This is a genomic window from Pseudomonas laurentiana (genome assembly GCF_014648275.1).
GTDB classification, from domain to species: domain Bacteria; phylum Pseudomonadota; class Gammaproteobacteria; order Pseudomonadales; family Pseudomonadaceae; genus Aquipseudomonas; species Aquipseudomonas laurentiana.
The window spans coordinates 95,409-113,448 of record NZ_BMQU01000015.1 but is presented as its reverse complement, the minus strand read 5'-3'; the positions used below and the strand labels follow the sequence as shown (position 1 = coordinate 113,448).

Sequence of the window (18,040 nt, the reverse complement as noted above, 5' to 3'; positions counted from 1 at the left end):
CGTTACGGTCTTAAATTGGATCCCGCCACTTTAACAAAAAACCCGGCACGAATCCTAACGGAAAGCGTCATGATACCGACGTCAATTTCCTTACACCCACCACAGGTCGCTGCATGCCCCTGGACAAGCTGTGCAGCAACTGCGCCACAGCCTCCTGATCAGCCTGCGGCAATGCACGATAGCAGTCGAGCAACTGGCCTTCAGCCGGCGACAAGCCGGTGGCCGCCACCGGGGTATGCACCCCGCTGAGCACATACAAGGCATCGACTCCCCGCCCCGCCACTGCAGCCAGGTAATCCAGCTTGGGGGTGCGCTCGCCACTCTCGTACTTGCCCTGTGCGTTGGGCTCGACGCCACCGATGTCGCCAAAAGCCCGCTGAGTCAGCCTGAGCCGTTCTCTTTCTTCCCTGATACGCGAACCGATTCCAGTCATCTGAATACACAATCCCTTACACGACACCCCAAGGGTGTTCCCTGAAAACAACAGTAGGTAACGAAACAGCACCCAAACTATGCACGCGATGCTGCACGCAATACAAGCCAACCTTCGGCAGCGTCACGCAAGACAGGCCATATCCGCCGATAGGCACAACCGGCTTAACGTTATTGTCCGCCCTATAAAAGTTCAATATCACGACCACACTGCAGGCCATTGAAAGTTATAGCCATGCATTGCTGGCATTTTTCCATCACACACTAAAACACCCAAACTTCGGCGACCGGCACAGCGTGTACACCTGCGCCAAAAAAATGAACAAGATCCGGGAAATCAAGGCTAAAAACGCACAATGGCTGTATTTTGGCGCCAGAAAAATCACCACAAATAAGCATTCGGTTTTTTGACGCCTAACTTACATCAAACTTTAAGTCATTGTTTTATAACAGTTTTTTAAACTTAACCACGTTAATTTCAACGTTTAGCAACTTATCAAGTATCAACGTCTTGCAACGATTAAAAGTCGTCCTATAGGATGTAAAAAAAACAGAAAAACCACCTGCGCTGTACAACGTTGCGCTGGCTGTCAGCGTGCGCCTGCCGCCCTATAAACACGTCTAACTAACTATCCTGGGTCATCTGATGAACCGGGGAAGAGGGAACTATGCGAATCAGTATTTTTGGATTGGGTTATGTTGGAGCTGTCTGCGCCGGTTGCCTTTCGGCCCGCGGACATCAGGTGATCGGCGTCGATATTTCCCAGGCCAAGATCGAGATGATCAACCAGGGCAAATCACCTATTGTTGAGCCCGACCTGGAGGCGTTGCTGCAGGAGGGGCTACGCAAAGGGCTTCTGCATGGCACGACGGATGTTCAAGGCGCTGTGCTGGACACCGATCTTTCGCTGCTCTGCGTTGGCACACCAAGCAAGAAAAACGGCGACCTGGACCTGGTCTACATGGAGGCGGTGTGCCGCCAGATCGGTGAAGCGCTGCGTGACAAGCCTTCCCGGCATACCGTCGTGGTGCGCAGCACCGTGCTGCCCGGCACGGTGAACACTGTGGTCATCCCGCTGCTCGAAGCCACATCCGGCAAACGTGCCGGTGTCGACTTCGGCGTCGCAGTGAACCCGGAGTTCCTCCGCGAAAGTACGGCCATCAAAGACTACGACTTCCCGGCAATGACCGTCATCGGTGAGCTCGACAGCCAGTCCGGTGATCTGTTGCAGTCGCTGTACGAGGGTCTGGACGCACCGGTGATTCGCAAGTCGATCGAAGTCGCAGAGATGATCAAGTACACCTGCAACGTCTGGCATGCGACCAAGGTCAGCTTTGCCAACGAGATCGGCAACATCGCCAAAGCCTCGGGCGTGGATGGTCGTGAAGTGATGGATGTGGTCTGCCAGGACCACAAACTCAACCTGTCACGCTACTACCTGCGCCCTGGTTTTGCCTTTGGCGGCTCGTGCCTGCCCAAGGATGTGCGCGCCCTCACCTACCGCGCCGGCCAGCTGGACGTCGAACACCCACTGCTGGCCTCGATCATGGCCAGCAACCGTAGCCAGGTACAAAACGCATTCGACCTGGTGACCGGGTTCGACAAGCGTCGTATCGGACTGCTCGGTTTGAGTTTCAAGGCCGGTAGCGATGACCTGCGTGAAAGCCCATTGGTGGAACTGGCCGAGATGCTGATCGGCAAAGGTTATGACCTGCGCATCTACGATGCCAATGTCGAGTACGCACGGGTGTTCGGGGCCAACCGCGATTACATCGAAGGAAAAATCCCGCACGTCTCCTCACTGCTCTGCAACGACTTGCAGCAGGTGATCGACCACTCGGACGTGATCGTTCTCGGCAACAACGACAGTCGTTTCGCCCAGGCACTGGAAAGAGACGACAACAAGCAGATCGTCGACCTGGTGGGCTTCATGCCGCATACCAGCGATGCCTCCCGCGAAGGAATCTGCTGGTAAGCCTGAACGCTCCACCAAGAGAGCACGCGGCCCCGATCATCCATTGACATGACCTGCCAGCGTCTGCCCGCCCTGCGGGCCGGCGACGTGCAGCCGCGTCAATGACGGGTGCCGCCATCAACAAGGAGAAACGGCAACATGGAACGACACTCAGGCCAGCCTGCAGGTCAATCGAACACGCTCAGGGCCAGCGCACGTTTCTGTGCCTGGGCCTGCCTGTTCGGCCTCATCGCGCTGGCCTCGGAAATGATCGCGCCGCAGTACCTCGACCCTGACCACCACCTGTTCATTTTCGTCATCGGTACGCTGGGCCTGTGGCGCTATGGCAACGCCATTGTCCACTACCTGCGCGGCATGTACTTCCTGCATTGGAAGTTTCCACGCATTCGCAAGGCCGTCGAGCGCATGGGCGATGCGGCACTGCCCGCCCACCTGTTCATGGTGGTCACCAGCTTCCGCATTCCGACCCACACCACCTTCAAGGTCTACCAGTCGGTGTTTCAGGAAGTGCAACGGCTCAAGGTCCCGTGCACGGTGATTGCCTCGATCGTCGAGAAAGGCGACGAGCACTTTATCAAGGACATCATGCGCAACGAGGTCAAGGACCGCGACGACATCAAGCTGGTAATCGTCCGCGCCCGGGGCACCGGTAAACGTGATGGCCTGGCGCATGCCTTTCGCGCACTGTCGCGGCAGATGCCCATGGAAGACTCGGTGGTCGGCGTGGTCGATGGCGACACCATGATGCTGCCTGGCTGTGTCGAACGCGCGGTCAAGCTGTTTGCCTACCTGCCCAATGTCGGTGGCCTGACCACCAACGAGTTCTGCGAGGTCGAGGGCAGCCGCCTGATGCGCGAATGGCACTCGATGCGCTTTGTTCAACGGCACATCAATATGTGCTCGATGGCCCTGTCGCATCGGGTGCTGACCCTCACCGGGCGGCTGTCGTTCTTCCGCGCCAGCGTGATGACCGACCCCGAGTTCATCAGGGATGTCGAGGCCGACTTCCTCGAACATTGGCGCCTGGGCCGCTTCCAGTTCCTCACCGGTGACGACAAGTCATCCTGGTTGAGCCTGATGCGCGCTGGCTGGGACACCTTCTACGTGCCCGACAGCAACACCCTGACCGTGGAGCATCCGCCAGATAACAGCTTCTGGCGCGCAACCCGGCAACTGATGTTCCGCTGGTACGGCAACTCGCTACGGCAGAATTTTCGCGCAACCCACCTGCTGGGTCGTGCGCGGCTGGGGCTGTTCACCCTGTATGTGCTGCTGGATCAGCGGGTATCGATGTGGACGTGCCTGATGGGCCTGACCGCATCGGTGGTGGCCGGCCTGGTGTTCGGCATTCAGTACCTGCTGGTGTACCTGTTCTGGGTACTGCTGTCGCGCACCCTGGTCACGGTGATGTTCCTGTTCGCCGGGCACCCGGTCAGCCCGGTGTACCCCTTCGTTCTCTATTACAACCAGATCGTCGGCTCGGTGATGAAGGTTTACGCAATGTTCCACATGGACCAACAACGCTGGACCCGACAGAAAACCACATTGAGCAACGGCCGCGTCAACTTCGATGCGGCCCTGAACCGCTGGTCCTCCAAGGCGATGCTGTTTTCTTCCATCGCGATCTTCTTCGGGGTCATCTCGGTTCTTCTCGAACTCACGCAACGTTAAGGAAAGGCGCCTGTCATGAGTAACTCCAGCACCCCAACAGTACCGGCCAATGTGGTCCATGAAGCGATTGACGAACGTCAGTACGTGCGCACCAAACTCAATGCCCGGGTCCTGCTCAGCGCGACGGGACAACCCGCATTCGAGAGCACGCTGCAGGACATTTCCCTGGGTGGCATAGGCCTGGTTCATGCCGATCCGCTGAAAATCGGCAGCCTGTACACCGCCTCGATCAAACTGCGCCTGAATCAGATCGACCTGAACATCGACAGCAAGGTCAAGATCGTTTCCCAGCGCGGCCAGGAGGTCGGCGCACAGTTCGTTGACCTCGATACACAGAAGCGCGACATCCTGCGCTACATCATCACCGCCTACATGTCCGGCGAGATCGCTGACATCAATGGCCTGTTCAATGTGATGCAGCGCGAAAACTACATCAAGGAACGCAAGCACACGTATGCCAGTGCGCGTACGGCTGGCGACCGTCTCAAAGCCATGACCGGCACCCTGCTGTATACCGTGGCAGGGATCGCCGCACTGAGTTTCGTCGCGTACAAAAGCTACCTGCTGTTGTTCCGCATCCCGGCCGTGCAAGCCCAGGTGTCGGCCAATGCCCAAGTCATCAGCATGCCCGACAACGGCTATGTGAAGTTCCTGCTGCAACCGGGGCAAACCGAGGTCAAGGCCGGCGAGCCGGTAGCCAGTATCTCCACGCAACTGGCCACCAGCTTTACCAGCCCGGCCGACATGAAGGCAGTCGCCGACCTGTCGCCCGGCGACCTGCAAACCCTGCTCGGGCGCGCCACCATCGAAACCGTGATCAACAGCCCGTGCGACTGCCAGGTGTACTTCCCAAGCAAGCCGCTTGATGGCTTCGGCTACAAGCAGGCTCCACTGATGCACCTGTTGCCCAAAAACGAAGACCTGTTCGTCACCGCCAACGTGCCGTTCGACAAGCTCACCGACATTACCCGGGTGACCTCGGTCGACCTGCAGGTATTCGGCCTCGACGAACGCTTCACCGGCACGGTGGTGGACTCGCGGGTGGATGAACTGAACAAGAACCTGGCCCTGACGATCCGTACGGACACGCGCTTGCCAGCCCAGGCCTATCTGAAACCGGTGGCAGTAGACCTGTTCCTCGGTCTGCCGTCGCTGTCGCGCTAAGGGTCGAGCGATGAAACCGATGACGCCCACCTGGTTGCTGTTCGGAGCCCTGGCCTGCACTGCCCCTGCACTGGCCGGACAGAGCCTGGAGCAAATCCGCTATGCGCTGTACAAAGACCCCAGCGCCGAGGTTACGGCCGATCTGCGGGTGCTGGCCGAGCGTGGTGACCTGGCGTCCAAGCTGCTGCTGGGCGACCTGCTGTCGAGCAGTGACGGTGCCAGCCGCCAGGAAGTGATTCGCCTGTACCACGAGGCCTTTGCCGACGGTCGCGGGCTGGTCCCGGCGCTGGCCTCACTGGCGCGCCTGCTCGACCGTAGCCCCGGCCTGCGTCAGGGCCAGCGCGCCTGGGTCGAACAGGCGCTCACGCGTTACCCGAGTAACCTCGATCCGCGTAACGCCAGCACGACCCTGGAAGTGTTCCTGGTGTACCCGGAACTGGTGCCACCTCGTGAGGCGGCGCAGGTGCTTGGCCTGTATGAGCAATCGTGCCTGCTTAACTGCCGCCCCGAGTTGTACCGCGCCGTTCTGGCCGAGCGCCAGGGCGACCGCGTTGCTGCCGAGCGAGGCTATCAACAGGCGGTGCGGGTCGACCTGCGGGCCATCGACCGCTATTACCGCTTCCTTGGGGACGATCAGGACACGGCCTTTCCGGCGTTCGCCCGAACCCTGGAAAGCGAGCGCCCCAAGCTGCCGGTGGACATCGTTCACCGTATCGGCTCGTTGCTCGACAGCATTACCAGTGTCCGCCGTGCCGAACAGGACGCTGACCGCTACGAGCGCCAGGCCAACGGCATGGGCCCGGACAAAGCGCAACCGAGCCCACAGCAACTGGCGCGGGAGAAGGCCGAGGCCGAGGCCCTCGATGTTGCCACCGCCGAGGCACATCGCTGGCGTGACAACGCAGTGGAGCGCGGCTTTGTCCCGGCGATGGTGTCCAAGGCCAACTACATGATCTCGAACCCGACCGAGCACAATGCCGAGGAAACCCAAAGCCTGATCGATCAGGTAAAGACCCAGGAGCCAACCCGGGCCAAGGCACTGCAAGCCTCGTTCTACATGGTCAACAACTGGCTCACCCTCGACCCGGACAAAGCCCGAGCACTGATCGACGAGTTGATCGCCAGCCACTACCCCGATGCCCAACTGCTGCTTGGCGAGTACTACAGCAAGGGTGTCGAGGATGAACCCGACCAGCAAAAAGCCCTGGCGATTTTCCAGCAACAGGCACAAGCCGGCTCCACCGCGGCCTGGTACCGCATGGCGACCCTGCACGCCTATGGCCGGGCCATCTGTCATGACCCGGTCAAGGCCTACACCTATGCACGGGTCGCCCTGGACCTGGGCGAGAACGGTGCGCGCAGCCTGCTCAAACGTCTGGAAAAAACCCTGAAAAAGGATGACATCGAACGCGCCCTGGTGGCCCGTAACGATCTGTTGAAGGAGGCTACCCTGTGAAAGCGCACCATTCCCTGTTCGGCGCCCTGCTCGCCCTGACCCCTGTTTACACGGCCTTGGCTGCCGAAGAAATCACCGGCCCGGAAGCCGACAGCAACGAGCCGGTGCGGGTTGCCGCCAACGATGGCAGCGAGCCGGTGATTACCTCGGAGTTTTTCAACAAGCTTACGCTGCAAACCGGCTACGGCCCGGAAAACTCCCAGGTCGGTCGTAGTCGCGAAATGTTCTACAGCCTGCGCTATGAGCCCTCGTTCGTCTGGTACTCGCCGGAAAAACGCTGGGCCAAGTGGCAGGTCTACGGCCGCCTGTGGCTGGACTATGACTCCAGCCAATCGATCAGCGTGCAAAACGAGAACGCCAACAGCGTCGACCGTGAGCAGCCTGAAGGCTGGTACGCCGAAATGCGCGAACTGTACGTCAAACGCAACCTGCTGGGCGACGACCCGCGCTTTTCACTGTCAGCAGGCCGCCAGCGCTACTTTGACGACTACGGGATCTGGTGGGATGACAGCCTTGAGTCGCTGCGTTTCAACTACAACGACACCTTCGCCCATGGCTTTCTCGCCGTCGCGCAGAAGTTCTACAACTACAACAGTGACGTCAACACCCTGGCCGACAGCGAAGAGCGCACCACCTACTTGATGGGTGAGTATGCCTACCGCTGGAGCGAGCATAACTGGGCGGGCGTACGCCTGATGCATGAAGACGACCACAGCGGCCACGACCCCGAAGACCGCTACGACTTCACGGGCATGCGCTACGGGTTGTTCTTCAAGGCCGATGACTTGCAGGTCAGCCCACTGTTCAGCGACTACCACGTGGAACTGGCCGGGCTCGACGGCGAGATCGACAACACCGACGGCAAGGGCATCACCAGCACCGGCCACAGTACCCGCGGCTGGGCCGCGCTGGGCGAGATCGGCAAGCGCTTTCACGACCTGCCCTGGACCCCCCGCGTGGCATTGCGCGGTGGCCTGACCGACAAGCCCAGTGATGATAACGATGGCTTTCGCCTGAACACCATCCAGTCTGACCGCATCACCCGCCAGGGCTCCTACAGCACCCGCCTGACCAGTTCCTTTGTCAGCCTGGACCTGCGCAACCTCAGTTACTACGGCTTCGCTCTGGAAACCCAGCCAACCCCACGCAGCGCTCTGGACCTGCGACTTACCGAGCTCAAGCTGCGCGACGCCGAAGGTACCCTGCCGATTCGCATCGACGGCGACCAGCGCAGTGCGCGCAACCAGGCGATCAACCAAGGCACCCCTACCGGTGGCAAGACCGTCGGGCAAATGCTCGACCTCAACTACTACTGGAAGATGTTTCCGGTGGCCATCGACGGCAAACACCTGGACGTCAACACCCTGGTCAGCGCCAGCTACCTGAATGCAGGTAACGCGCTGGACACCGGCGATGACTACCAGCTGACGCTCGGCGTCGTGATCAGCTACTAAGGACGGGCCCCGAGATGATCTTCGCCTCCAACGTCTTTCTGTTCCTCTACCTGCCGCTGTTCCTGGCCGTCTACTTCCTTGCCCGGCCGCAGTGGCGTTCAACGGTGATCGTGGCCGCCAGCTACATCTTCTACGCCTGGTGGCGTCCGGACTTTTTGCTGCTGTTCGTTGCCATCACCTACTGGAACTACGGGTTCGGCCTGCGCATCAAGGCTCGCCTGGATGCCGGCGACAAACGCTGGGCATTTCGGCTGTTGTGGATCGGCATCATCGGCAACCTGTCGACCCTGGGCTACTTCAAGTACGCCAACTTCGGCGCCGAAGTACTGGCCGCGCTGCTGGCGCCACTGGGCATCAATACCTTTACCCTGGAGACGATTTTCCTGCCGCTGGGCATCTCCTTCTATGTGTTCCATGCCCTGAGCTACATCGTCGATATCTACCGCAAGGACGCCACGCCGACCAACAACTTCATCGACTTCGCGGCTTTCGTCGCCCTGTTCCCTCACTTGGTGGCCGGGCCGATCCTGCGCTACAGCCAGTTGGCCCCGCAGCTGCGCCAGCGCACCCATTCGCTGGAGCTGTTCTCCCTGGGCGTATGCCGGTTCATGCTCGGCTTCATCATGAAGGTGCTGATTGCCGACCAACTGGCGCCAATCAACGTGCTGTTTGTCAGTGAGGGCACCCTGCAGTTGAGCGATGCCTGGTTTGGCCTGGTGGTCTCTACCCTGCAGTTGTACTTCGACTTCGCCGGCTACAGCCATATGGCCCTGGGCCTGGCCTTGATGATGGGCTTCCGTTTCCCGGAGAACTTCAACCAACCCTACGTCTCGCAGAGCATCACCGAGTTCTGGGCCCGCTGGCACATGACCCTGGCGCACTTCCTGCGCGACTACGTGTACATGCCGCTGGTACGCAAACGCATTGCCGGCGCCCTGCCCGCATTGGTCTACACCATGCTGCTGTCGGGCTTGTGGCACGGCGCCAGCTTCGCGTTCATCTGCTGGGGGTTGTTCTTCGGCTTCGGCATGGTGATCGAACGCACATTCGACCTGGCGACCAAAGTCACCACGCCCTACCACCTGGGCCGCAACCTGCGCACTGCGCTGTTGATCATCCTCAGCATGCCGTTGTTCTTCACCAACGACCTGCGCCATAGCCTGGACATCTACCAGGCACTGTTCGGCTTCAACGGCGTCGGCTCACTGGAGTTGTACGTACTCGGCGCCTCGAAGATGGCCATGTCCTTCGCCGCGGTGGCGCTGTGCTGGCTGATCCTGGCCGGGACCAACAACGTGCGCTATTACGCCGGCAACAAGGAGCACTACTTCATGCGCCACGTCGGCGGCCTCAAGGCCATGCTGCTGTGGTGCGGCTTCGGCCTGGCGCTGAGCAGCCTGGCTGCGCACTCCTTCTCGCCCTTCCTGTACTTCCAGTTCTAGGAGACTGCCATGTACCCGGTGTTCAACTCGGCAAGCAAGGTCAACGGCATTCTGTTCTGCCTGGTGTTGGCGGGGATGTTCATCTACTCGCTGCCGCCCGTTTTCAGTTTTGCCAAAAACCAGAGCGACGCCTGGACGCTGTTCGTCGATGGCAAGTTGCTGCGCAAGTTCGAGCAGGCCTACGACAAGCGTTTCTTCCTGCGCGAACCCTCTGTAGCACTGTGGGCCAACGCCCAATACCAACTGTTTGGCGAAGGCACCAAAGGTGTGGTGCTGGGCAAGGATGGCTGGCTCTACACCAACCAGGAGTACCGCGTACCCAACGACCTGGACGCCAACCTTGAGGGGCAACTGGCAAAAATTGCCGCGGTCGAGCAGCAACTCAAACAGCACAACAAGCGCCTGATCGTGCTGCCCTTGCCGATGAAGCTGGACATCTATGCGGCTCATACCCAGCGCCCCTTCGACCCTCGGGCAGTCAGCCTGTATGACCGCTTCGTCAGCCAGCTGCAGGCGCGACACATCACTGTCACGCCGGTGCGCTCGACCTTCCTGCAGCACCTGGACGGGCATGAACTGTTCCTCAAGTCCGACACCCACTGGAGCCCGGAAGGTGCCCGCCTGACCGCCTATGAACTGGCCCGCCAGCGGCCAGAGTTGCTCGGTGACGAACGCTACGTGTCGAACAAGGTGGCGGAAAAAGTCGTCAAGGGCGACTTGATGAACTACATCCAGTTTGGGCAAAGCCCTCTGGCCCCACAGTTCGGTGCCAATTCGATCGCCGTCTACGAGACCCTCAAGGCCGGGCAGAGCGCCGATGAGCTGTTCGCCGAGGAACACCAGAGCCTGCTGTTGGTCGGCACCAGCTACAGCAAGATCGATGACTGGAACTTCGTCGGCTTCCTCAAGGAAGCGCTTAACCGTGACCTGCTCAGTGTCGCCGTCGAGGCCCGGGGACCCTTCGAGGCCATGACCCAATTCCTGCAAAGCGACCAACTGGCCAACCCACAGATCGACACCGTGGTCTGGGAGTTCCCGCTGCGCACCCTGCTTGCCCATCGGATCGGTTCACTCAGCCGCCCAGCCCAGCCCCAACACTTTTAAAGGAAGATCCCCATGACCCGCACCTTGCAACAGTTCCTGGCCGCCAGCGCCCTGGCCTTTGGCGTACTGAACACGCCGGTGGTGCTCGCCGCCGAAGGCAACGCCGACCTTTACGACGCCGTGGCCCCGGCCGACTCGGCCTTTGTTCGGGTATTGAACCTGAGCAACAGCACGATCGACGTGACCCTGAGCGGCAAGGTAACCCCGCAAAAGGTCGCCCCCGGACAACTGAGCGGCTACCGTTTCACCCCTGCCGGCACACACAAGATCGCGGTCGGTAGCAAGTCGATCGAACCGCAATTGATCAAGAACGCAGCCAGTACCGTGGTCTATGACGGCAACAGCCTGACCCTGATTGCCGACAAGTACGTCAACGAACCAAAGAAAGCCCAGGTGGCCTTCTACAACCTGACACCAGCCAAGGCGGCGTTGAAAACCGTGGACGGCAAGCACGTGATCGTCGACCCGCTGGGCAAGGACCAGACCGGCAGCCGCATGGTCAACGAAATCAAGATCGGCTTCGCCGCCTATGTCGAGGAACAGAACGTGGCCCGGTTCGAGGAACTGTTCCTGAAGAAAGGTCGCTCCTACAGCTATGTGCTGCTGCCTCAGGGCAACGGCTACCGCAGCCTGAGCCTGGCCAACAGCATTGACCCCAGCGAGTGAATGACCACGGCCCTTATTCAACAGGATGATGAATCGCGCACATGAAGACTTTACTCCCCCTGGGCCTTGTAGCCGTCCTTGCCTGCTTCAGCCTGCCCGCCACGGCGACTGTACCCGGCAAGCGTGGTGCCTGCGAGAGCCTTGAGTGCATGACCTGCCCCGCCCTGAGCGACCCGCAGAAGTACGCCGAAGGGCGCATGAAGCTGATGCGTGAAATTGTCCCGGGCAAGAATCGCTGGCTGTTCCGTTCGATGGTCGACCTGACCAACGATTTCGGTATCCCGGCGCCGATGCGTCCAGAGTTTGCCCGGCTGATGGCTGCGTTTCGCCAACAAGGCATCCATGTCGCCATGGCGATCCAGCCCACCCGTGGGCTGATGCACCGCGACAAGCTCTACGCCAACCAACTGCACGGCTTCGATTTCACCCGGGCCAGCGGCAACCTGAGCAATTACCTGCAACAGCTGCGTAATGCCGGCGCGGTGGTGCCCGACACAATGCAACTGGTGCGCACCCCGCCCAAGGGCGAGTACTTCTTTCGTCGTGACCACCACTGGACCCCCAGTGGCGCCGAGGCGACCGCCCGCTTGCTGGCAGAAGAGGTGCGGCGGCAACCGTTCTATAACGAGCTGAGCAAAAAGCAGTACCGCACTGAACCCGGCGTCATGGTGCCCAAGGACGGCACCCTGAACCTGGCGATGAGCTACATCTGCGGCAACAACTATGGCTTCCAGTACGTGCGTGGCCACCAGACCATCCCCATGGCCGACGACGCCAATGCACTGTTCGACGAAGCACCAGACCCGGAAGTCATTCTGGTCGGCGACAGTAACGCGGCCGCGCGTGAGGACGAGAGCAAGCAGTTCAACTTCGACGGCTACCTCAAGCAGTACCTGGAAGTGGACATCCTCAACTACGCCCTTCCCGGCGTCGGCCAGGAGGGTTCACTACTGGAATACCTGCTCTCGGAGAACTACAAGCCCAAGGCGCCACCCAAGCTGATCATCTGGGAGTTACCCGCCAACTACCAATTGGAGTCCGAGCTCATGTACCGGCAACTGATTCCGGCGATCAAAGGCGGCTGCTCGACCTCTACAGCCGTGCTCGGCAACCACGTGCAGCACCCGGCCTTGAAGGTCAGCGACCGCATCGAGCTGCTCAGCAATGCCGGTGAGGCGCGCAAGAACCTCAGCAGTGGCCAGGGTTTTCTCGACATCAAGATCAGCGACAAGAACGTCAAGGACTTCTACGTCATTGTCTATTACGACAACGGCGCCCGTGACAAGGTCTGGTTCCGCCGCGAGGCGGCTGTCACTGGCGGGCAGTACTACCTGGAACTGAGCAAGGCCAAGGAATTCGCCGGCGCCAACCTGCTTTCGGTGTTTCTTGAGCCCACCAAACCCGGCACTGCTGCCACTGAAGTGGAAACCCGACTATGCCTGTAAAACGCTGGAGCGTCGCCGGGCTTGGCCTGTGCGCCGCGTTGCACCTGGGCAGTAGCCTGGCCGCCACCTCGATCTGGCCGGCACGGGCCAGCGCACAGTCGGCGATGATTGCCGATTACCGCAGCCTGGCCTGTAGCAAAGCGCCGCCACCGCCCTACACCGGCAATCTGCAACTGCAGAGCAAGTACGACCAGAGCGACGCCAGCAAATCTACCCTGCGCAGTGACCCGGACGCTGGCACGGAAAAGGTCGGCAAGCAGGTGAAAGCCTTTATCAGCGGGCTGATCTACGCCAACAAACGCTTCCTGCGGGCCAAAACGCCACAAGAAGCGAACATGGCCCTGGCCTGTCAGGACCAGTGGCTGGAGCACTGGGCCCAGGCGGGCGCCCTGCTCAACCCCGACGCCAGCAGCACCGGTATGGCCGCGCGTAAATGGGCGGTTGCGGCCATGGCCTCGAACCTGTTGCTGACCCAGGCCGCGAGCAATGGTCAGGTTCAACTGACGCCCACGCAAAAAGCCTGGTTCGAGCACCTTGGCGAACTGATCATTCGTGAGTACCAGCCGCGTCAGACCCCGGGTTTCACCTGGTTCAACAACCATGACTACTGGGCTGCCTGGGCGGTTGCCGCGACCGGCATGCTGGTGCAGCGCGACGACTTCATCCAGTGGGCCGACGGTAACCTGCGCCGGGGCCTGCAGCAGGCCGTGCGTGGCAGCGATGGCAGCTATGCCTACCTGCCGCTGGAAGTAGCGCGCAGCAAACTGGCCGCGACCTACAGCCAGTACGCCCTGGTGCCGTTGGTGCTGCTGGCCGAATCGGCGCGGGCCAACCACCTGCCCTGGAGCAGTGAGGACCAGCACACCCTGGAGTTGCTGGCCAACTTCGCCGCACGCAGCATCCTTGACCCCGACAACCTGCCGGAGCTCAAGGGCCAGTCACAGACCGATGTCGCGCCGTACAAGCTGGCGTGGTTGATCCCGTTTCTGCAACGCGCCCCGGACAACCGCCTGGCCCGTCAGCTGTATGACAGCGAAGACGGCGATGTCGACAACTACAGCCAGCTCGGCGGCCCGCTCAAGCCGTTCTACCCCAAACTGCCGTAACCCAAGGACGAACCGCCATGGCCTTGTTTGCCCGTCACCTCTACTTTCCTTGCCTGGCACTGCTGCTGGCCAGCAGCGCTCAGGCCGCCAGCCAGAGCCTGCCGTTGCAGCAGTCGCTCAGCACCGTCGCCACGGTTGAGCATCAGGCACACCTGCAACAGCTGCAAACCCAGGCCCGCGAGGCCGTGCAGATGAGTCCCCCGGAGCGACCCCGTCCCGCCGGGCGGGGCAGTGTCAGCCTGCAACCGATGTTCTCCTCCCAGGGCGGCAGTTGGCCGTTCGAGCCCTTCGTCAATAACGGCCTGTTCCGTGCCATTGCTGGCTATCAGGCGCACCACCCGCAGGTGGTACTGATTCGCGGAGGCAGCGTCACCCTTGCGCAACTGCATGATGCCCTCAAGGACGAGCGCATCCTCAAGCGCTACAAGGACGGCTACCTGCTCAGTTACCCGCTGATGATCGCCAGCGACGGCGGTCTGCTGCTCGAAGGCACCAGCCTGTACCTGTACAGCTATTCCGGTACGGCGCTGATCAACCAGGGTTGGTTGGGCCTGAACCAGTCGCGCCTGGAAAGCGTCGCGGGCGACAAGCCCGGCAGCACCGACCGTGCTTGGCGACCGTTCGTGGTGGCCTGGGCTGGCAGCCACACCCAGGTCCTGAACTCGACCCTCAATCGCCTGGGCTACAACGCCAACCTGTCGCGCGGCCTGAGTACCGCGCTCAGTGTGCAGCAGCCCGTCAACAGCCGGCCGGCAACGCTGCTGGTCCGCAACAGCCAGTTCAACGAACTCAGTGCGGTAGAACTGCAACATACGCTGGCCCAATTCGACAGCAATCGCTTTGAGCAATCGCAGCAGTACGCCCTGGATATCCGCGACAGCCAGGCGCTGGTCAGCCAGAACCAGATTCGCGGCGTCGACAACAACAGCGCCATCCGCCTGCGCGGGAACACACGGGCCCTGGTCGAGGGCAACCTGATCCTTGGCGCCAACAAGGCGGCCATCGAGGTCAGTGAACAACACGGTGCGCTGATGCTGAGCCGCAACCGCATTGGCGCCAGCCGGGGCAACGGTATCCTGCTGCGCAGCGTGCACTCCACTGCCGAGGCCCCCCTGTTGATTGACGACAACCTGATCGGCAGCAGCCAGGGCAGTGCGATAGATGCCAGCGACGTCTCAGCGGCAACCTTGATCAACAACCGTATCGGCAACACCCCGGAGTATGCCATCAGCCTGCGCAACGCCAGCGCCCTGCCCGGCCCGTTGATCCTCAGTGGCAACACCCTGGGCCAGGTCGGCAAGGCGGTGGTGCGGGTCGAAGGCTTGAACCAGGTGGATCTGGGGCCTAACCGCTTCAACGGTACCCCCCTGCTACAGAACCTATTGATCGGCGATCTGCTGCCCGTCCAGAGCCTGCTGCTCGACGCAACCCTGCGTCAGCACCAGGTGATCCGCGTCAACCAGGTGGCGGCCGTGCAATAACGCGCTGCATGCGTACAAAGCAATCATCCTCCCCCACCGCTTCAAAGCCCCGGCGTCGGTACAAGCCCTGCGCCGGGTTGCTCTTGAACACGGTCAGGCGCAACAACGGCAGGCGCCGCGCTGCGGCCCAGGCGGCCAACTGCTCCAATGCCCAGGAACCGACGCCCTGCCCCCGGGCGCTTTCCGTCACCTGCAGCTCGCGAATGAACAACGCCCGGGCGTCCTGGCTCAGGCTGCAGAAGCCCAATAGCTGCTCACCGTCGACGATCAGCCATTGTTCACGCCAGGTCCAGGCCTGATCAAACGCTTCGTCCATCCAGAGCAGGTCGTACTCTCGGTAGTACGGCAGCATGTTGCGGCACGTCAACGCGCGAGCAAACGGCAGATGCAGGTCAGTGGCACGAATCAGTTGCAGGGTCATTGAACGATCAGCCGAAAAAAACCGGCCTTGCCGGTAAAGGGATCAACACGGTAGCAGCGACGACGCGAAGGTGGGAACAGTACAACGCTGGTCAGTAAAACCCACACACTTCAAGGTTTACTTGATCAAGATCAGATCGCAGTGACTATTTGTTTCTATGCTGGTCACGCAAGGCTTGTTCCTTCAAGGCACTCGTTACCCGGACCCCATCCTCATGACCACCTCGACACTGGCGACACGCTCCCCACTTTCAAGCGTTAGCCAAACCCCCAGCCGCGCCACACTTACCCTGTTTTTTTCATTGTTACTGGCCGGGCTGGTATACACCGCCTGGAGCCTGTTCCGCGATGTCAGTGCCAGCGGTACGGTGATCACCACCTGGACGCCCTTCGTCCTGCTGGGCGTGGCCTTGGTCATTGCCCTGGGGTTCGAGTTCGTCAATGGTTTCCACGATACTGCCAACGCGGTAGCCACGGTCATCTATACCCATTCGCTTCCCGCCTCGTTCGCCGTGGTCTGGTCGGGCTGCTGGAACTTCCTCGGGGTGCTGTTCTCCAGTGGCGCAGTCGCCTTTGGTATCGTCGCATTGCTGCCGGTTGAGCTGATCCTGCAGGTCGGCTCATCGGCCGGATTCTCCATGGTCTTCGCACTGTTGCTATCGGCCATTGTCTGGAACCTGGGCACCTGGTGGCTGGGGCTGCCGGCCTCATCGTCACACACCTTGATCGGCTCCATCATCGGCGTCGGCGTGGCCAATGCCCTGATGCACGGTCGAGACGGCACCAGTGGCGTAGACTGGACCCAGGCCAGCAAGGTGGGCTACTCGTTGCTGCTGTCACCGGTGGTCGGTTTTGTCTGCGCGGCCTTGTTGCTGCTGACCTTGCGCCTGCTGGTCAAGCGCAAGGCGCTGTACCAGGCCCCCGTCGGCAGCGCACCACCGCCTTGGTGGATTCGCGGGATGCTGATCCTGACCTGTACCGGGGTGTCCTTCGCCCATGGCTCCAACGACGGGCAAAAAGGCATGGGGCTGATCATGCTGATTCTGGTCGGGACCCTGCCGATGGCCTATGCACTGAACCGCACCATGCCCGCAGAACAATCGGTGCAATTCGCCCGCGTGGCCGAGGCCACCCAACAGGCGCTGGTGCGCACGGCGCCAGAACCGGCGCCCAACGATCCGCGACAAACCCTGACCGCCTTCATCCGCAGTCAGCACGCGAGTGCCGATCTGCTGCCGGCCCTGGCGGCTCTGGCGGGCCTGATTGGCCGCGAGGTCGAGGGTTATGGCTCCTTCGCCGGCGTGCCGGCCGAAGCCATGGCCAATGTGCGCAACGACATGTACCTGACCAGCGAAGCCATTCGCCTGATGGACAAGCAGAAGCGGCTTCACTTTGATCCGGCGACCCAAGCCACCCTGCAGGACTTCAAACGGCAGATCGACGACGCCACGCACTACATTCCCCTGTGGGTGAAGGTGGCCGTGGCCATCGCCCTCGGGCTGGGCACCATGGTGGGCTGGCGACGAATCGTGGTCACCGTTGGCGAAAAGATCGGCAAGACCCACCTGACCTACGCCCAGGGCGCCAGTGCGGAGCTGGTGGCGATGTTCACCATTGGCGCTGCAGACATGTATGGCTTGCCCGTCTCGACCACCCATGTGCTGTCTTCCGGGGTGGCCGGCACCATGACCGCCAATGGCTCGGGCCTGCAGGTTCGGACCATCGTCAACCTGCTGATGGCCTGGGTGCTGACCCTGCCGGCGGCGATCCTGTTGTCGGGCAGTCTGTACTGGTTACTGCGGCAGGTGTTCTGAAACGGCAAGCAGCAGCCATACTCAAGGCACCGTCGCCACCTCGCGGAGCCTTACTATGGCTGAACTGCTGCGCCACATCTGCCGTCTGCTGGACAATGGGCTGAACAAGGACGTCTTCGACAACCTGCGCAACTTCCTCATGTGTTCGCTGCTACTGGCGGCTGGCAGTAGCACACTCACGGGTGACGGCAGGGTGTTTTTCGGCCTGTTCACAGCCCACATGGCCGGTGTCGGGCTGATCGCGCTGGCGGTGTTTCTGATGCTGCTGAACATGGCCGACGGCCTGCGCAAGCTGGCCAAGGCCCGCCACCCGCTGCTCCTGCAGATCATCCTGTGCGTGGTCTACATGCTATTGGCGGTGCGCGTGGTAGAAATTGTCTGGCAGTTTCGTGCCACCTGATCCCCCAGC

At 61.1% G+C, this 18,040-nt stretch carries 15 protein-coding genes; 13 read left to right on the top strand and 2 right to left on the bottom strand.

Annotated features, from left to right (window positions below; all coding sequences use genetic code 11):
* Window positions 1-67: 67 nt before the first annotated feature.
* Window positions 68-433: a helix-turn-helix domain-containing protein gene (locus IE038_RS16500; protein ID WP_189395953.1), complete on the bottom strand. Its 366-nt coding sequence runs from the start codon at window positions 431-433 to the stop codon at window positions 68-70.
* 667 nt (window positions 434-1,100) lie between these two features.
* Here IE038_RS16500 and IE038_RS16495 point away from each other — a divergent pair.
* From IE038_RS16495 to IE038_RS16445, 11 genes are all read left to right on the top strand, one after another.
* On the top strand, window positions 1,101-2,408 hold the full coding sequence (locus IE038_RS16495; RefSeq protein ID WP_163935956.1) for a nucleotide sugar dehydrogenase: 1,308 nt from the start codon (window positions 1,101-1,103) through the stop codon (window positions 2,406-2,408).
* Between the two features lie 138 nt (window positions 2,409-2,546).
* Window positions 2,547-4,079 (top strand): glycosyltransferase, encoded by a 1,533-nt coding sequence (locus tag IE038_RS16490; protein WP_189395952.1) that lies wholly within the window; start codon window positions 2,547-2,549, stop codon window positions 4,077-4,079.
* Between the two features lie 15 nt (window positions 4,080-4,094).
* The gene (locus tag IE038_RS16485; protein ID WP_163935959.1) at window positions 4,095-5,243 is read left to right on the top strand and encodes a PilZ domain-containing protein; all 1,149 of its coding nucleotides are present in this window, start codon (window positions 4,095-4,097) and stop codon (window positions 5,241-5,243) included.
* A 10-nt stretch (window positions 5,244-5,253) separates the two neighbouring features.
* Complete coding sequence (locus IE038_RS16480; protein WP_189395951.1) at window positions 5,254-6,699, top strand: tetratricopeptide repeat protein; 1,446 nt, start codon at window positions 5,254-5,256, stop codon at window positions 6,697-6,699.
* Window positions 6,696-8,153, top strand: coding sequence for an alginate export family protein (locus IE038_RS16475; protein WP_163935969.1), 1,458 nt, complete (start codon window positions 6,696-6,698; stop codon window positions 8,151-8,153). Before IE038_RS16480 ends, IE038_RS16475 begins: the two co-directional genes overlap by 4 nt.
* Window positions 8,154-8,167: 14 nt before the next feature.
* Entirely contained in the window at window positions 8,168-9,595 is a 1,428-nt protein-coding gene (locus IE038_RS16470; RefSeq protein ID WP_163935972.1) for an MBOAT family O-acyltransferase, read from the top strand.
* Window positions 9,596-9,604: 9 nt separating this feature from the next.
* Complete coding sequence (locus IE038_RS16465; protein ID WP_189395950.1) at window positions 9,605-10,699, top strand: alginate O-acetyltransferase; 1,095 nt, start codon at window positions 9,605-9,607, stop codon at window positions 10,697-10,699.
* A gap of 12 nt (window positions 10,700-10,711) precedes the next feature.
* A complete protein-coding gene (locus IE038_RS16460) occupies window positions 10,712-11,365 on the top strand; it encodes an alginate O-acetyltransferase AlgF (protein WP_189395949.1) in 654 nt (217 codons plus the stop codon).
* A 41-nt stretch (window positions 11,366-11,406) separates the two neighbouring features.
* Window positions 11,407-12,810 carry an alginate O-acetyltransferase AlgX-related protein gene (locus IE038_RS16455; RefSeq protein WP_189395948.1) on the top strand — a complete coding sequence of 468 codons (1,404 nt, stop codon included), beginning with the start codon at window positions 11,407-11,409 and terminating at the stop codon, window positions 12,808-12,810.
* The gene (locus IE038_RS16450) at window positions 12,801-13,916 is read left to right on the top strand and encodes a polysaccharide lyase (RefSeq protein ID WP_189395947.1); all 1,116 of its coding nucleotides are present in this window, start codon (window positions 12,801-12,803) and stop codon (window positions 13,914-13,916) included. Before IE038_RS16455 ends, IE038_RS16450 begins: the two co-directional genes overlap by 10 nt.
* 17 nt (window positions 13,917-13,933) lie before the next feature.
* Window positions 13,934-15,397, top strand: coding sequence for a right-handed parallel beta-helix repeat-containing protein (locus IE038_RS16445; RefSeq protein ID WP_189395946.1), 1,464 nt, complete (start codon window positions 13,934-13,936; stop codon window positions 15,395-15,397).
* Here the strand turns inward: IE038_RS16445 and IE038_RS16440 are convergent.
* Window positions 15,372-15,818 carry a GNAT family N-acetyltransferase gene (locus IE038_RS16440; protein WP_189395945.1) on the bottom strand — a complete coding sequence of 149 codons (447 nt, stop codon included), beginning with the start codon at window positions 15,816-15,818 and terminating at the stop codon, window positions 15,372-15,374. The genes IE038_RS16445 and IE038_RS16440 overlap by 26 nt on opposite strands.
* A gap of 214 nt (window positions 15,819-16,032) precedes the next feature.
* Between IE038_RS16440 and IE038_RS16435 the strand changes: the two genes are divergently transcribed.
* Together IE038_RS16435 and IE038_RS16430 are read left to right on the top strand one after the other, a co-directional pair.
* Window positions 16,033-17,631, top strand: a complete 1,599-nt coding sequence (locus IE038_RS16435; protein ID WP_189395962.1) for an inorganic phosphate transporter — start codon at window positions 16,033-16,035, stop codon at window positions 17,629-17,631.
* Window positions 17,632-17,686: 55 nt separating this feature from the next.
* Window positions 17,687-18,031, top strand: a complete 345-nt coding sequence (locus IE038_RS16430; protein WP_163931403.1) for a hypothetical protein — start codon at window positions 17,687-17,689, stop codon at window positions 18,029-18,031.
* Window positions 18,032-18,040: the final 9 nt, after the last annotated feature.

Bases quoted from the DNA above. Each gene is read 5' to 3' on its own strand.
- IE038_RS16500 (WP_189395953.1), bottom strand. From the start codon at position 433: ATGACTGGAATCGGTTCGCGTATCAGGGAAGAAAGAGAACGGCTCAGG.
- IE038_RS16495 (WP_163935956.1), top strand. From the start codon at position 1,101: ATGCGAATCAGTATTTTTGGATTGGGTTATGTTGGAGCTGTCTGCGCC.
- IE038_RS16490 (WP_189395952.1), top strand. From the start codon at position 2,547: ATGGAACGACACTCAGGCCAGCCTGCAGGTCAATCGAACACGCTCAGG.
- IE038_RS16485 (WP_163935959.1), top strand. From the start codon at position 4,095: ATGAGTAACTCCAGCACCCCAACAGTACCGGCCAATGTGGTCCATGAA.
- IE038_RS16480 (WP_189395951.1), top strand. From the start codon at position 5,254: ATGAAACCGATGACGCCCACCTGGTTGCTGTTCGGAGCCCTGGCCTGC.
- IE038_RS16470 (WP_163935972.1), top strand. From the start codon at position 8,168: ATGATCTTCGCCTCCAACGTCTTTCTGTTCCTCTACCTGCCGCTGTTC.
- IE038_RS16465 (WP_189395950.1), top strand. From the start codon at position 9,605: ATGTACCCGGTGTTCAACTCGGCAAGCAAGGTCAACGGCATTCTGTTC.
- IE038_RS16460 (WP_189395949.1), top strand. From the start codon at position 10,712: ATGACCCGCACCTTGCAACAGTTCCTGGCCGCCAGCGCCCTGGCCTTT.
- IE038_RS16455 (WP_189395948.1), top strand. From the start codon at position 11,407: ATGAAGACTTTACTCCCCCTGGGCCTTGTAGCCGTCCTTGCCTGCTTC.
- IE038_RS16450 (WP_189395947.1), top strand. From the start codon at position 12,801: ATGCCTGTAAAACGCTGGAGCGTCGCCGGGCTTGGCCTGTGCGCCGCG.
- IE038_RS16445 (WP_189395946.1), top strand. From the start codon at position 13,934: ATGGCCTTGTTTGCCCGTCACCTCTACTTTCCTTGCCTGGCACTGCTG.
- IE038_RS16440 (WP_189395945.1), bottom strand. From the start codon at position 15,818: ATGACCCTGCAACTGATTCGTGCCACTGACCTGCATCTGCCGTTTGCT.
- IE038_RS16435 (WP_189395962.1), top strand. From the start codon at position 16,033: ATGACCACCTCGACACTGGCGACACGCTCCCCACTTTCAAGCGTTAGC.
- IE038_RS16430 (WP_163931403.1), top strand. From the start codon at position 17,687: ATGGCTGAACTGCTGCGCCACATCTGCCGTCTGCTGGACAATGGGCTG.